Raw genomic sequence first — 14625 nt, 5'->3', positions numbered from 1 at the left:
AGCTAAAGCTGAATAACCATAGGGCCCTTTAGTTATTCTTGTGTTTTAATTTGAATTTTTGGATCGATAATAAAAGTTCTGTTTTGAGGGTTCGTCTGGCTGACAATATTGAAGTAAAGAATATACTTCTCTTCATCACCTGAGTCCCCTTTATCTACTTTGGCCATTACTTTCTTCACTCCGTCGTTTTCATCTCTTTGCAAAAGTTTTTTTCCTTTTTTATATTTAATTTTAGTAATGTTGACTTCATCTTCTTCAGAAGAAGTCGAAACACCAATCCATTCAACATTATCATTTACATATACAAATGTTGTAAAATCCTCGTTTGTCACACCATCAGTTTGCCCGAAATTAGCATGCTCAGAGATAGAGTTTTTTGTAAGCTCTGCAGTATTCACATAAAGTGTAACCACATGGGTTTCTTGAGAATAACTAAAAGTTACGAATAAAAGTAAAATTAGGGTTAATGATAAAAGTCGGTTAGTTGATTTCATAAGTTGATTTATTTGATTAAGTTTAATTGTTATTTGAATTAAAATGGCTACGATAAAACTGATTATCGATTTTTGCCATCGGCCATGTCATTAAAAGAATGTTAATGACATCTGCCAAATGGGTATAATGGCATTAGATTATGTTAAATATACGGAATATTCTTCAAAGGAATAATAAATTAGTTCAATGGTAAATCTTTAGACCTTATTCTTTACAAAATACATGCCCATCAGGCCCTTATTTTTTACCGAAATTTCTCCCCTAAATTCGCAAATAAAATCATCTTTAATTACAGCATAGGTCTGTTGAGAGATATTAATTTTTCCAACTTCTGAATATGATTCCATTCTGGCGGCAATGTTTACTGTGTCTCCCCAAATATCGTAAGCAAATTTTTTGTTTCCGACTACACCTGCCACTACCGGACCCGAATTGATTCCCACACGAACATCAAAATGTGCCTGATCGGAATCATTTCTGAGTTTGTTTTCCTCAACAAATTCCACAATTTCCAATGCAGCTTTAACGGTCTTCAAAGCGTGATCTTCAGATGGGTAAGGTAATCCTCCTGCACACATATATGCATCACCAATGGTTTTTATTTTCTCGAGGCCATGTTTTTCTATGATCTCATCAAATTTTGAAAAATAATAACCCACACTTTCTACTACTTTTTCAGGAGGGAGATTGTCAGCAAATTGTGTAAACTCTTTAAAATCTGTAAATAAAACACTGACTGAGCTAAATTTTTTGGCCTTTACCTTTCCGTTTCGTTTTAATTCTAAGGCGGTTTCTTCGGGAAGTATATTTAGCAATAGTTGATCAGATTTTTTTCGTTCTTCTTCAATGATCAAATTTGTCTTTTTAATATAGCGGTAGCGTCTAAACCAAGCCATAGCCAATAAAAAAGAAAGTAATAAGCCTATTCCTGAAGCATAGAGGAAGTTTCTTTGCTTTTTGGATTGAAGAGATTGCAATTGTGTTTTTGTTTCCAGCAGATCTACTTCAGTTTGTTTTTGTGCAACTTCATAGTCTGTGCGGAGATCCGCCATGGCCTCTATGTTTTTGATATTTAGTACGCTGTCTCGATATTTTATATGGTCTTTATAATATGCATTAGATATTTTATAGTTTTCTACATGTTCGTAGAGCTCAGATAATTTTAAATTGGCATCGCTGATCTGGTCTTTTAAACCGTATTTTCGCGCCAGTTCTAAACTCTTTTTGGCGTATTGTACCGCCGCATTCCAGTCGTTTTTTTTGAGATAAATGTCAGACATATAGGTTAAGTAGACCGAAATAGGGTAGTAATCTTCCAATTGTTCCAATATTTCTATGGCTTCGGTAATATTTTGTTCTGCCTCAATGTCTTTACCCTGTTCTGCATAGATCATTCCCATATTACCCATGGCATAAGCCTGCCCGATTTTGGAATTAATATTTTCAAAGATGATTTCAGCCTCTTTGGTATAAACAGAAGCCGAGTCTAATTGTCCTTCATTAAAAAATACATCACCCACATTTAATAATGCAGATGCTAAGTTAGTAGGATTATCTATGGTTCTCAATATGTTGATGGCTTTGTTATAATAGCTTTTGCTGTTTTCATAATTTTCTAAACTGGCATAGGTATCTGCAATTGCTATGAAAGATCCTGCAACGTTTACTTTTTTATCTATTTCTAGAGCGTATTTTAATCCTTTAAGATAAGATTCGAGTGCCAACGAATTGTTGCCTAAGGAGGCATATGCATTGCCTTTTTGTAAATACCCGGTAAATAAAAAGCCTTTTAAAATAGAATCATTTGAGGCATTTCCCAAACTTTGTTCTGAGCGGGTTCGTTCAATGATTAATTCAGAAAATTCTAGTTTAATATTAGGATTATTAGTGTTTTGCGCAATATCCTGAAGTAATTCCAATTCTTCATTTTGCCCATTAAAATTGCCAATATTGTAAATTTGAATGAGACTATCGGCCAATTTTTGATCCTGGGAATAGGAAAAAAACTGGGCAAAAAGTATCAATCCAATTGAAATAAGACACTTACTTTTTAAAATACAGCTCAATAAAGTGATTAATTTTGGGTTACAATTTTAATTCTTGGATCTATAATATAGGAAGTAGTTTGTGCTGTAGAGGCCGTTGTTACAGCAAAAACTACTAAATAGTTTTCGGTTGCATCTAACTCGGCATTGCTCTTAACCTTTCCTTCAACCAAATTTCCATTTTGATAATAGCAATCTTTTTCCAAAATATCATCTCCTCCTAAATTATCGGGTTTTTTTAAAACCGCAACAACGGTAACGGTATCTCCAGGATTACTTTGGCCTGAATTGGGATTTACGCTCGCCGTCCAATTTACTTTTTTACCTTTATTTACTTTCGAAATGTAGTTTTTAGAATTGCCACTAGAACTGCTACCATCACCTCTATCATCTGAAAAAATTACACATTGGTCTACATTACTACCATTAATTAGGGCTGTTGAAATTGATAGAATAATGTTGGTGTCTTTGTCTTGGTTACTCATAAGTTTCGGTTTTAAGTTGAATTGATTAAAAACCTAAGATAATAAATTATCTACTGATTATGAGCTTCTTATACAGAAAAGTTTTCCTATTCAATTTTTAATTTTTTAAAGTTATTTTTATATTTGGCGGAAATTCCCCCAAAAATGATAAGATTATTTCTGCTATTATTTTTCTTTTCAACTTTTTGTTTTGGGCAGACCATTATATTTGACGCATCGAATAAATGGGTATTGCCGCTTGGAAGAAATAGTGAAGCTACTGAAAAATTAAAGTATCCATTACGCGTGGAGCTAAAGGCCAAAAAGCTCAAGTTATTTTATCCTGATCAGAACAGGTTTTATTATGAACAGTTGGAAACGCCTATAGAAAGCGTGCGCGAACTCAATGTTGATGGTCGGACTTTTTTTATGTTAGAATTCTTTAGAGACGGATTGACCCATTATTTTCGTATAACCAAAGATCACGATCCTAATTACGGTATTTTGTACGGCATAGAAATTCCACAAATTGAAAATGGGGTTGTTATCGCCTATGAAACTTTTTATTAGGTCTCTGCATTATTCTTAAAATAACATTTATATAAAGAGAATCTAATTCAATAACTCTATTTTTGTTCTGAAATTTAAGACGATGAGTTTATCAAAAGTAAAATTAGTGGTAACCGATATGGACGGGACACTTTTGAATGGAAATGGAGAGGTAAGTGAAAGATTTTTTGAATTGTTTACGGAACTCCAAAACAAAGGGATTCATTTTGCTGCTGCTAGTGGAAGACAATATTACAGTATCACAAAAAAATTGGATCGAATAAAAAATGATATCACCATTATCGCAGAAAATGGAGGTTTAGCTAAAAAAGGCGAAACTGAATTGTTGGTGGCAAAAATGGAACTCGATAAAATTGCAAAAGTAATTCCTATTTTAAGAAAAATTCCCAACACATTTATTGTCTTGTGCGGTAAAAACAAAGCCTATATTGAGTCAAAAAACGATATGTTTCTAGCCATGTTTCAGGAGTATTATGCTTCTTATGAATTGGTAGATGATCTTGTTTCTGTAACCCATGATGAGTTCTTTAAAATTGCTATATACCATGATGAGTGCTCAGAATCAAATATTTATCCTGCAATCGCTCATTTAGAAAACGAAATTCAAATTAAAGTTTCCGGAAAAAAGTGGGTAGATATATCACATTATAACGCGAATAAAGGTTTTGCTTTAAAAATGTTACAAGGTCATTTAGGTGTTACCAAAGAAGAAACCATGGTTTTTGGGGATTATAATAACGACTTGGAAATGATGGGTGAGGCACATTTTAGTTATGCGATGGAAAATGCACATCCAAGCATCAAAAAAATCGCCAATTACAGCACAGCAAGTAACAACCATGGTGGCGTAGAGTTGGTCTTAGAACAATTGGTCAAATCAAAGCATTAAGTGCCAAAGGCTGTCAATACAATTTTTCTATTACCACCAAAATTTCTATGTTCACCCAAATAGATTCCCTGCCAAATTCCCAGATTTAGTTTTCCATTAGAAATTGGAATTGATACGGAACTACCTAGTAATGAAGATTTAATATGTGCAGGCATATCATCTGATCCCTCATAATCGTGTTTATAATATGTCATATTTTCAGGCACAGTTTGATTAAAATGACTTTCAAAATCTAATCTCACAGTTGGGTCGGCATTTTCATTGATAGTTAAACTGGCAGAGGTGTGTTTGATAAAAACCTGAAGTATGCCTATTTTCATGTCTTTTATTTCAGGCAATTCACTTTCAATACGTTGCGTAATTAAATGAAAGCCTCTGGTGAAAGAGGGTAGAGCAAATTCTCTTTGGTAAATTTTCATCCCGTCTTGTTTATTTATTTTGTATAAATTATAGTAAAATTAACAAATTCCTTCGCATACAATTCGTAAATTTATCCTGCATTAATTTTCCCCTTTATGATGAAAAACTACCTATTTTCTTTCTTCTTTTTTCTTTTTATCAGTTTAGGTGTTGCGCAAGTTAAACCTAAAGAACCGGTTATAAGGATTTTTCCTAATCCTGTGAATAACGTATTTACCATAGAACATCAGAATATAGACATCATCAGGGTTGAGATTTATTCATTAATTGGTTTGAAAGAGCGTGATATTATAAATAATTATGAGCTGATCAATGTTTCCGAGCTGCCCAAAGGTATTTACATGGTGAAAATTCATACAGCTAAAGGTCATTTTGTCAAAAAACTGATAAAGAATTAGCCTAATATTTCAATAATTTTTTGATTAATTTATACAAGGTATTGGTAATAATAGTAAAACTATTTTAACTATTAGTTACTAATTTGCTCCCCAAACTTTAGATCTAAGATGCATTTTATTGTTTTAAATGATGTAATTTCACAGATCGATAAATTGAAATTTCTACTATGAAAATTAAGCTATTATTTTTAGGACTGTTTGCAGTTGTGCAATTGAATCAAGCACAAAACAATATTATTCCCAAACCGGTGAATTATACTTCAACAGAAGGATCACTATTATTAGATAAACCATTGTTTTTTGAATTGCCAAAAAATGGTCAAGTCGAAAAAACAATAGATGAATTTAAAGCTTTTTTAAGCAAGGCAAATATCCCGTTTTCACTTTCTTTGAGTAATTCTATCCCCGTAAAGGTATCTTTAAACTCAAAAAAAAATACTGAAATAGGAGATGAAGGGTATGTTTTAGAGTTGAACAAAACAAGTGTTGAAATTGGTGCCAATACTGCCGCAGGAGTATGGAACGCTTTTCAATCTTTAAAACAACTTATTCCGACTTCTTCAGAAGATAAGGTAATACAAACATGTAGAATAGTCGATTATCCCAGATTTAAATGGAGAGGGTTGATGCTAGATGTAAGTCGGCATTTTTTTAGTGTTGAGGATGTGAAACAATTCATTGATCAAATGGCAGAATATAAATTCAATGTTTTGCATTGGCATTTAACTGATGATCAAGGTTGGAGAATTGAAATAAAATCTTTGCCAAAACTAACAGAAGTTGGCGCATGGAGAGTAGAGCGTTCTGGCCGATTTGGCGAAGAACGTGAAGCACCAAAACCTGGTGAAAAGACTTCTTATGGAGGATATTATACACAAGAGCAAATCAAAGAGGTAATTAAATATGCTACAGATAGAAATATAAGCATTGTTCCTGAGATTGATGTTCCTGGGCATAGCATGGCGGCATTAGCGGCTTATCCTGAATTGTCTACAAAAAAAGAACCTAAATACGTCAGTCCGGGGAATAAATTTGCTAATTGGTTTGGAGATGGAACTTTTGAAATGATTGTTGAAAACACATTGAACCCAGCAGATGAAAAGGTTTATGAATTTTTAGATAAAGTATTTACCGAAGTGGCAGCCCTGTTCCCCGGAGAGTATATTCATATGGGAGGAGATGAATGCTATCACGGTTATTGGGAAAGAGATGAGAATGTTCAGCAATTCATGAAAAAAAACAAAATCAAAGACAGTCATGAATTACAAAGTTATTTTGTAAAAAGAGTTGAAAAGATTATCAGTAGCAAGGGTAAAAAGATGATTGGATGGGATGAAATATTAGAAGGAGGTTTGGCCGATGGTGCTGCGGTGATGAGTTGGAGAGGAATGAAAGGTGGCATAGAAGCAGCCAAAATGGGCCATGAAGTTGTTATGTCTCCTACAACCTATGCGTACTTAGATTATTCACAAGGAGATCATTCTGTAGAAAATCCAATATATGCAGATCTTTCACTAGAGAAAACATATAGCTTTGAACCTATCCCTGACGGAGTTGATCCTAAGTTTATTTTAGGTGGACAAGGTAATTTATGGACAGAGGTAATTCCGAACATGCAATTCGCATTTTATATGACTTACCCACGCGCATTTGCCATTTCTGAGAGTGTATGGAGTAAAAAATCGGACAAGAATTATGATGATTTTGTATTGAGAACCCAACATCATTTTGAAAGATTTGACGTGATGGGCAGAAACATTTCAAAAGCAGTATATGACCCTGAAGTAAAAGTGTCATTAAAAGGCGATAAGTTGATCTGCACATTGAGTAATTCCATCCCAAACAGTGAAATTTATTATACCATAGATAACACCTACCCCGTTGGTTTTGGCAAAAAATATATAGGGGAATTCGAAATTCCTCAAGGAAACTTATCACTCCGAACTCAAACCTATTTAAAGGGTGAACCTGTCGGGAGAGAACTGATCATTTCGAGATCAGAATTAGAAAAACGTGCTAAAAAATAACAGTTTTTTGCATGCTTTTAGATCAAAGGATGAGTGAATTTAACTCATCCTTTTTTGTATAATGTTATGAAGAGATTAATCATATATAAAAAAGCCGTAAACCAAAACAAAGCCGATAATAATAATGGGCCCCAAAAGGCCTGCAATTAAACCGCCAAATCGAAAATCTTTTTGATTCAATTTTCCCGTACTAAATGCAATTGCATTTGGAGGTGTAGAAATTGGCAAAAACAAAGCGGTAGAGGCACAAAGACCGATTACAATAGGTAATATTTCTCGTTGAGTAGAAACTAAAATAATAGCGATAGGAATCAAGATGGTCGTAGTTGCCGTGTTACTCATAAAATTAGACATGATAACAGTCAAAAATGCAAACAAAGCGACCAGGGCATAAAAATTCAACTCAAAATTTTGCAATTTGTTGACATAATACTCGGCTAAACCTGTTTCTTGAATCGCTAAACCCAATGATAGTCCACCTGCTACAAGCATGAGCGTATCCCAAGGTAAATTTCTAACGTCATCTCCCGTAACGATCCTCAACATGGTTAAAACCATAATGGGCAACAAGGATACAGCTGATGCCGGAATACCGTGTAAATTTCCTGTTAACCACAAAAGTAAAGTCAGAATTAATACACCAGCAACGATTCTCTTTTTCATGAGAAATAATTTCGAATTATCGGGACTTTCCGGCTCCTCAAGGAATGACAAGTTAATTGAAGTAACACTAGGTACATATTTTAATGTGAGTAAATACCACATGAGTAAAACCAGAATGATTGCCACGGGAAATCCAATGACCATCCATTCCAGGAAGCCAAAAGGCATTCCATGACTATTTAAAGCATCCACGGCAATGGCGTTTGGGGGCGAGCCAATAATGGTACCCATACCCCCCAGAGAAGCTGCTGCCGGGATTCCAATGAGCATGGCTTTGGTCATGGGGGCATTGTCATCTAGTGTGTTTATAAAAGGCAAGACTGCCGCAATCATCATAGCTGTAGTAGCTGTATTCGACATGATCATTGAAAAAATAGCTGTAACTAACATAATTCCCAACAATACATATTTTGGTTTTGTGCCGAATTTCGATATTGTCATTTTAAAGATAGCTTTGTCGAGACCTACTTTTTGCAGTGCTTCTGCCATAAAAAAACCGCCAAGCATAAGCCAGATTACACTGTTAGACCAGGTCTGCACATATTTTTGCACGTACTTATTGGCATTTTCCGGATCTATTTCATTGTAATACTTGCCTAGTGCAAAGACCAAAAAGCCAAAAATGAGTAATCCGACCGTAAAGGGTGGTACCGCTTCGGTAATCCACAAACCAATGGATAAAAACAACAAAAAGAGCACATAAATCTGGGCTTGGTCTAATTCTGGAGAATCAAGGGCATAAGTTAGACCAAAGGCGAAGATCACGCTAATCAAAAAGTAAATCACTCTTTGTTGAATATCAACAACGTGTTGAAATTTTTGCATGTACCTCTCGGATGCACTTCTTGAATCGGCCATAAGATTGATTTTTTTCAGTTGCAAATTTACACACTAATGGCGAAACAGATCTTACATATAAATTTTTTTTTACTTAAACGATTTTGTATTTTTTTTAAATTATTCTCAAAAAGGAGACCTCTTTTACCGAACTTTACCTAGTTAATTGAGTTCTTTTAAATGATTTTTATAACATGATAACTATCATGATTTGAATTTGAAACATACCCTAATTTTGCCCTGTAATTCAAAAAGACATCAATATCTAATCTATAACAAAAACATTTTTTATTATGAATATTTCACACATTGAACACATCGGTATAGCAGTCGAAAATTTATCAGAATCAATAAAATACTATGAAGAGATCTTAGGCATGAAATGTTATGCGATAGAAGAGGTTGTCGATCAAAAAGTGAAGACAGCCTTTTTTTTGGTAGGTAATACAAAAATTGAATTATTAGAAAGTACTTCTCCAGATGGCCCGATAGGAAAGTTTATAGAAAAAAAAGGCCAAGGGATACACCATATCGCCTTTGCAGTTCCCGATGCGGATAAAGCACTTAAGCAGGCTGAAGAAAAAGGATTACAATTAGTTGATAAAGTTTCTAGAAAAGGAGCTGAAGGATTGAATATAGGATTTTTACATCCTAAATCAACACTTGGTGTGTTGACAGAACTTTGTTCAAAATAAAAATAGCAAACAAAATATTTGTAAAATGTCAAATCAGGATAAAATTAATGAACTCATTCAAAAACGAGTTGAAGCGAGATTAGGTGGAGGTGAAAAACGAATTGATTCACAACATGCAAAAGGGAAACTAACAGCAAGAGAAAGAATAGATATTCTTTTAGATGAGAATAGTTTTGAAGAGTTCGACATGTTTGTAACGCATAGAACGAAATCTTTTGGCTTAGATAAACAAGTTTATCTGTCAGATGGTGTTGTGACCGGTCATGGTACAATAGACGGTAGAATTGTCTACGTTTTTTCACAAGATTTTACTGTTTTTGGCGGATCTCTTTCAGAAACATATGCCTTGAAAATTTGTAAGATCATGGATATGGCTATGAAAGTAGGTGCTCCGGTGATTGGTTTAAATGATAGTGGGGGAGCACGTATCCAAGAAGGCGTGAGATCGCTAGCGGGTTATGCCGAAATCTTTCAGAGAAATATTATGGCATCAGGTGTAATTCCTCAAATTTCTTCCATTTTAGGTCCCTGTGCCGGTGGAGCTGTATATTCTCCGGCCTTAACGGATTTCACTATTATGACTGACCAGACAAGTTATATGTTTGTTACCGGCCCTAAAGTGGTTCAATCGGTTACAGGTGAAGTAGTGACAACAGAGCAATTAGGAGGAGCCCAAATCCATTCAACAAAATCTGGAGTTTCACATTTCTTGGCAGATAGTGATGAAGAGAACCTGCTGCTCATCAGAAAATTGATGAGCTATCTGCCTTCTAATAATTTAGAGGAACCACCTACAGTTACCTGTGACGATCCAATAGATAGATTAGATGATGTATTGAATGAAATTATTCCTGAAAATGCCAACCAACCCTATGATATAGTTGATGTTATATCTACGATAGTGGATTATGGAGAATTTACAGAAGTTCATAGGAATTATGCCAGAAATATAGTTGTTGGGTTTGCCCGTTTTAATGGTCGTTCTGTAGGGATAGTGGCCAATCAACCCAAATATTACGCAGGGGTTTTAGATAGTGAGGCTTCGAGAAAAGCCGCTCGATTCGTTCGTTTTTGTGACGCTTTTAATATACCTATTGTCACTTTGGTTGATGTTCCAGGATTTTTACCCGGAACCGGACAAGAATACGGAGGTATTATTTTACATGGAGCCAAATTATTGTTTGCGTATGGAGAAGCTACAGTTCCTAAAGTAACGATCACCCTGCGCAAATCATACGGTGGAGCACACGATGTGATGAGTTGTAAACAATTGCGCGGCGACCTGAATTACGCATGGCCAACGGCAGAAATTGCGGTGATGGGAGCTAAAGGAGCTATTGAAGTACTGGAAGGATCGAATATAAGTAAAATTGAGGATGCAGAAGAGAAACTGGAATACATAGAGAAAAAAGAAGATGAATACAATACCAAATTTGCCAATCCATATGTAGCGGCAAAATACGGTTTTATTGATGATGTCATCGAGCCGAGAAATACAAGGTTTAGAATTATTAGAGGATTGGAAATGTTGGCAAATAAAAAAGAGCTTAATCCTCCAAGAAAACACTCAAATATCCCTTTATAATGATGTTTACAAAACTATATATAGATCAACTTGACGAAGGATATGTTATTTTGATCACCGGTCTAACCATTGTTTTTTTTGCACTCCTTTTATTAGCGGCATTTTTCAAATTTGCTTTACCGGTAATGTTATATATCTATAAAATTATTACCAAAGGAAGAGATAAAAAGATTAAAGATATTCCGATTGAGACCGATAAGCGATTTACAGGTGAGGTAGCTGCTGCCATCTCAACGGCCATTCACTTGTATTTAAAAGAACAACACGATAGTGAAAACGCCGTATTAACGATTAAACAAGCAAGGAAAATGTATTCTCCATGGAGTTCAAAAATCTATGGAACACATCAATCACTCAAATAAGAAAACTTTAGTTTAGAATAAATTGTACTTAACAATTATAAAAAATGAAAAATTTTAAATTTAGAATATACGACAACAATTATAATGTGAGAATCATTTCTCATGAGGATAATATAATTGACCTGGAGGTAAATGGTACTGCGTATTCGGTCAAACTGAGCAATGAGGTCAAAACAACCAAGACTCCAACGCTGGTGCGATCAGCTTCGAAGAGACCTTCCGAGCCGTTAAAAGTTAGTCCTAGTTCATCAAATTCGAAAATCATTGCGCCCATTCCGGGAACAGTTTTGTCTGTCGATGTCAAAGTTGGTGACGAGATAAAAATAGGTGACAGATTGCTCGTTTTGGAAGCGATGAAAATGGAAAATAATATTGCCTCTGAAAAAGCTGGAACTATTACCGCGATTCATGTAAAACCAGGGCAGCAGGTCTTGCAAAATGATGTCATGATTGAATTGGCCCAGTAGAGAAAAATGGCCTGAGAAATCAGGCCATATCATAAAACATAAAAAAATGAAAAAAATATTTTTAATATTTGGGGTTATCACAATGTTGGTGAGTATCAGACCCGTACTGGGGTTAAATATGAGCTCAAGTAATTCAATGACATCTACAACTGTTTCGCAAACAGAAGCATCAGCTGAGGATAGTTTTGTAGATGAGGCTTTTAACGGAATTAAACAATTTTATCAATATACAGGATTTGCCAATGCAACAGGGGGGAATTTAATTATGATTTTAATTGGAATCATATTTATTTACCTTGGAATCAAGTTCGACTATGAACCCTTATTGTTGATTCCTATAGGAACAGGGATTATGATTGGAAACATTCCTTTTGTGCCGGGATTTCAGACGGGAATTTACGAATCGGGTTCAGTTCTAAATTACCTTTATTTTGGCGTTGTAAAAGGTATTTATCCACCGCTTATTTTCTTAGGAATTGGTGCGATGACAGACTTTTCTTCGCTTATTGCTAATCCAAAATTGATGTTATTAGGAGCTGCTGCACAAATTGGTGTTTTCGCCACATTTTTAGGGGCACTTTATTTAGGTTTCAATCTTCCTGAAGCAGGCGCCATTGGAATTATAGGTGGAGCAGATGGTCCAACGGCTATCTTTTTATCTTCGAAATTAGCCAATGGAATTAATATTTTGCCTGATGGAACAACAGTTAAAAATTTAATAGGTCCAATCGCGATAGCAGCTTATTCCTATATGGCTTTGGTACCTGTGATTCAACCGCCAATCATGAAATTGTTGACGAGCAAAAGGGAAAGATTGATCAGAATGAAACCGCCTAGAGCTGTTTCACAAAAAGAAAAAATGATTTTTCCTATCGCCGGATTATTATTGACAACGTTTATTTCTCCAAGTGCTTTGCCATTATTAGGTATGCTTTTCTTTGGTAACTTATTGAAAGAATCTGGCAGAACCGAAAGGTTAGCCGATACGGCAAGAACCAAAATGATTGATATTGTAACCATACTTCTTGGGGTAACCGTTGGAGCTTCAACACAGGCCAATGTGTTCATCACAAAAGACTCTCTCATGATTTTTGGTCTAGGAGCTATTTCATTTGTGATTGCCACTATGGGAGGATTACTTTTTGCAAAATTCATGAACTTATTTTTAAAAGGAGAGGAAAAGCTTAACCCACTTATTGGTGCGGCAGGTGTTTCGGCGGTGCCAGATAGTGCAAGAGTAGTTCATGCAGAAGGAATAAAAGCAGATCCCAATAATTATTTATTGATGCATGCCATGGCACCCAACGTATCAGGGGTGATTGGTTCAGCCGTTGCAGCAGGTATCATTTTAAGTTTTCTTGGATAACTTAGGCACATTTAATTTAAAAATTAACAAAGATTAAAATCAAAACAAGATGAATATACCAAATAAAATGACAGCCGAAGAAGCTGTAAAAATTATAAAATCAGGAGATAGAGTATTAATACAGGGAGGATCAGCTACTCCTCAAGCCCTCATCCGTGCTATGGTAGGCCGAGCAAGTGAATTGAGAAATGTAGAATTGGTTCATTTGCATACCGAAGGAGAATCAGGTTATACTGCACCTGAGCTAAGTGATAGTTTCCATACCAGTGCCTTTTTTATCGGTGCCAATGTGAGAAAAATGGTTGGGCAAACGGTAGATTATATTCCTATCTTTTTAAGTGATATTCCTAGTTTATTCCGAAATGGAATCATGAACTTGGATGTTGTTTTAGTAAATGTTTCACCACCAGACAAACATGGTTTCTGTTCTTTGGGGGTTTCTGTGGATATCGTCATTTCTGCGGTTGAGCAGGGTAAAAAAGTGATTGCTCAAATCAACCCTAGAATGCCTCGAACCTTTGGAGATGCCTTGGTGCATATGAAAAATTTTGATGCCTGTGTTGAGGTAGTTGAAGAAATCCACGAGATGAATTTAGCGGCTCCTTCGGAAGAAGAAGTGCTTATCGGTAAAAATATTGCTGGAATCATCGAGGATGGAGCAACACTTCAAATGGGAATTGGAGGAATTCCAAATGCAGTTTTAAGCTTTTTAACCAATCACAAGAATTTAGGAATTCACACTGAAATGTTTTCTGAAGGTATTGTAGATTTAGTGGAAAAGGGAATTGTTAACGGCTCGAAGAAAAAAGTAAATCCTTATAAAATTGTATCTGGTTTTGCCATGGGAACTCGCCGTTTATATGATTTTATGGATGACAATCCTGAAATTGAAATGAAAGATATCGCCTATGTAAATGATACAGCCATCATACGCCAGAATCCAAGAGCGACAGCTATAAATTCTGCTATAGAAATAGATTTTACCGGTCAGGTTTGTGCAGATTCAATTGGGACAAGAATGTTTTCAGGAGTTGGCGGACAAATGGATTTTATGAGAGGATCTGCCCTTTCTAAAGGAGGTAAACCTATTATTGCCATCACTTCAGCTACGCAAAAGGGAGTTTCTAAAATCGTACCTATGTTAAGACAAGGTGCCGGTGTTGTAACAACAAGAGCCCATGCGCGATACGTCGTGACAGAATACGGAGTAGCATTTTTGTTTGGTAAAACTTTAAAACAAAGGGCACAGGCGTTAAGAGATATAGCACATCCCGATCACAGGGAAGAATTAGATAAAGCTATTTTTGAGAGATTCGGAAGTAGTTTAATAGTAAAATAGTTT

At 35.4% G+C, this 14625-nt stretch carries 15 protein-coding genes; 10 read left to right on the top strand and 5 right to left on the bottom strand.

Features of this window, described 5'->3' with window-relative positions:
• Positions 1-32: 32 nt before the first annotated feature.
• The 3 genes from ACFQ39_RS03970 to ACFQ39_RS03960 all read right to left on the bottom strand — a co-directional run bounded on the left by ACFQ39_RS03970 (position 33) and on the right by ACFQ39_RS03960 (position 3025).
• On the bottom strand, positions 33-494 hold the full coding sequence (locus ACFQ39_RS03970; RefSeq protein WP_377176680.1) for a hypothetical protein: 462 nt from the start codon (positions 492-494) through the stop codon (positions 33-35).
• A 198-nt stretch (positions 495-692) separates the two neighbouring features.
• Complete coding sequence (locus ACFQ39_RS03965; RefSeq protein WP_377176678.1) at positions 693-2474, bottom strand: adenylate/guanylate cyclase domain-containing protein; 1782 nt, start codon at positions 2472-2474, stop codon at positions 693-695.
• Between the two features lie 95 nt (positions 2475-2569).
• Positions 2570-3025, bottom strand: a complete 456-nt coding sequence (locus ACFQ39_RS03960; protein WP_377176676.1) for a hypothetical protein — start codon at positions 3023-3025, stop codon at positions 2570-2572.
• Between the two features lie 144 nt (positions 3026-3169).
• On the opposite strand from ACFQ39_RS03960, the gene ACFQ39_RS03955 reads away from it, so the two are divergent.
• Positions 3170-3574, top strand: a complete 405-nt coding sequence (locus ACFQ39_RS03955; RefSeq protein WP_377176674.1) for a hypothetical protein — start codon at positions 3170-3172, stop codon at positions 3572-3574.
• An 82-nt stretch (positions 3575-3656) separates the two neighbouring features.
• Positions 3657-4463: an HAD family hydrolase gene (locus ACFQ39_RS03950; RefSeq protein WP_377176672.1), complete on the top strand. Its 807-nt coding sequence runs from the start codon at positions 3657-3659 to the stop codon at positions 4461-4463.
• On the opposite strand, the gene ACFQ39_RS03945 is transcribed toward ACFQ39_RS03950, so the two are convergent.
• Positions 4460-4882, bottom strand: coding sequence for a secondary thiamine-phosphate synthase enzyme YjbQ (locus ACFQ39_RS03945; protein WP_377176670.1), 423 nt, complete (start codon positions 4880-4882; stop codon positions 4460-4462). The two genes, ACFQ39_RS03950 and ACFQ39_RS03945, sit on opposite strands and share 4 nt — an antisense overlap.
• A 96-nt stretch (positions 4883-4978) precedes the next feature.
• Between ACFQ39_RS03945 and ACFQ39_RS03940 the strand changes: the two genes are divergently transcribed.
• Together ACFQ39_RS03940 and ACFQ39_RS03935 are read left to right on the top strand one after the other, a co-directional pair.
• Positions 4979-5281: a T9SS type A sorting domain-containing protein gene (locus ACFQ39_RS03940; protein ID WP_377176668.1), complete on the top strand. Its 303-nt coding sequence runs from the start codon at positions 4979-4981 to the stop codon at positions 5279-5281.
• A 167-nt stretch (positions 5282-5448) separates the two neighbouring features.
• Entirely contained in the window at positions 5449-7308 is a 1860-nt protein-coding gene (locus tag ACFQ39_RS03935; RefSeq protein ID WP_377176666.1) for a beta-N-acetylhexosaminidase, read from the top strand.
• A gap of 75 nt (positions 7309-7383) precedes the next feature.
• On the opposite strand, the gene ACFQ39_RS03930 is transcribed toward ACFQ39_RS03935, so the two are convergent.
• Positions 7384-8829 (bottom strand): SLC13 family permease, encoded by a 1446-nt coding sequence (locus tag ACFQ39_RS03930; RefSeq protein WP_377176664.1) that lies wholly within the window; start codon positions 8827-8829, stop codon positions 7384-7386.
• Between the two features lie 272 nt (positions 8830-9101).
• Between ACFQ39_RS03930 and mce the strand changes: the two genes are divergently transcribed.
• Genes mce through ACFQ39_RS03900 form a run of 6 tightly spaced genes read left to right on the top strand, consistent with a single transcriptional unit; the run spans position 9102 to position 14622 of the window.
• A complete protein-coding gene (gene mce / locus ACFQ39_RS03925) occupies positions 9102-9503 on the top strand; it encodes a methylmalonyl-CoA epimerase (RefSeq protein WP_377176662.1) in 402 nt (133 codons plus the stop codon).
• A gap of 25 nt (positions 9504-9528) precedes the next feature.
• On the top strand, positions 9529-11088 hold the full coding sequence (locus tag ACFQ39_RS03920) for an acyl-CoA carboxylase subunit beta (RefSeq protein ID WP_377176660.1): 1560 nt from the start codon (positions 9529-9531) through the stop codon (positions 11086-11088).
• A 2-nt stretch (positions 11089-11090) separates the two neighbouring features.
• Positions 11091-11450 (top strand): OadG family transporter subunit, encoded by a 360-nt coding sequence (locus ACFQ39_RS03915; RefSeq protein ID WP_377176658.1) that lies wholly within the window; start codon positions 11091-11093, stop codon positions 11448-11450.
• A 44-nt stretch (positions 11451-11494) separates the two neighbouring features.
• Positions 11495-11917, top strand: coding sequence for an acetyl-CoA carboxylase biotin carboxyl carrier protein subunit (locus ACFQ39_RS03910; RefSeq protein WP_377176657.1), 423 nt, complete (start codon positions 11495-11497; stop codon positions 11915-11917).
• A 46-nt stretch (positions 11918-11963) separates the two neighbouring features.
• The gene (locus tag ACFQ39_RS03905) at positions 11964-13283 is read left to right on the top strand and encodes a sodium ion-translocating decarboxylase subunit beta (RefSeq protein ID WP_377176655.1); all 1320 of its coding nucleotides are present in this window, start codon (positions 11964-11966) and stop codon (positions 13281-13283) included.
• Between the two features lie 49 nt (positions 13284-13332).
• Positions 13333-14622 (top strand): acetyl-CoA hydrolase/transferase family protein, encoded by a 1290-nt coding sequence (locus ACFQ39_RS03900; protein ID WP_377176654.1) that lies wholly within the window; start codon positions 13333-13335, stop codon positions 14620-14622.
• Positions 14623-14625 lie beyond the last annotated feature (3 nt).

Source organism: Namhaeicola litoreus (assembly GCF_042679565.1).
GTDB classification, from domain to species: domain Bacteria; phylum Bacteroidota; class Bacteroidia; order Flavobacteriales; family Flavobacteriaceae; genus Namhaeicola; species Namhaeicola litoreus.
This window is presented reverse-complemented; position numbering and strand designations above follow the sequence as displayed.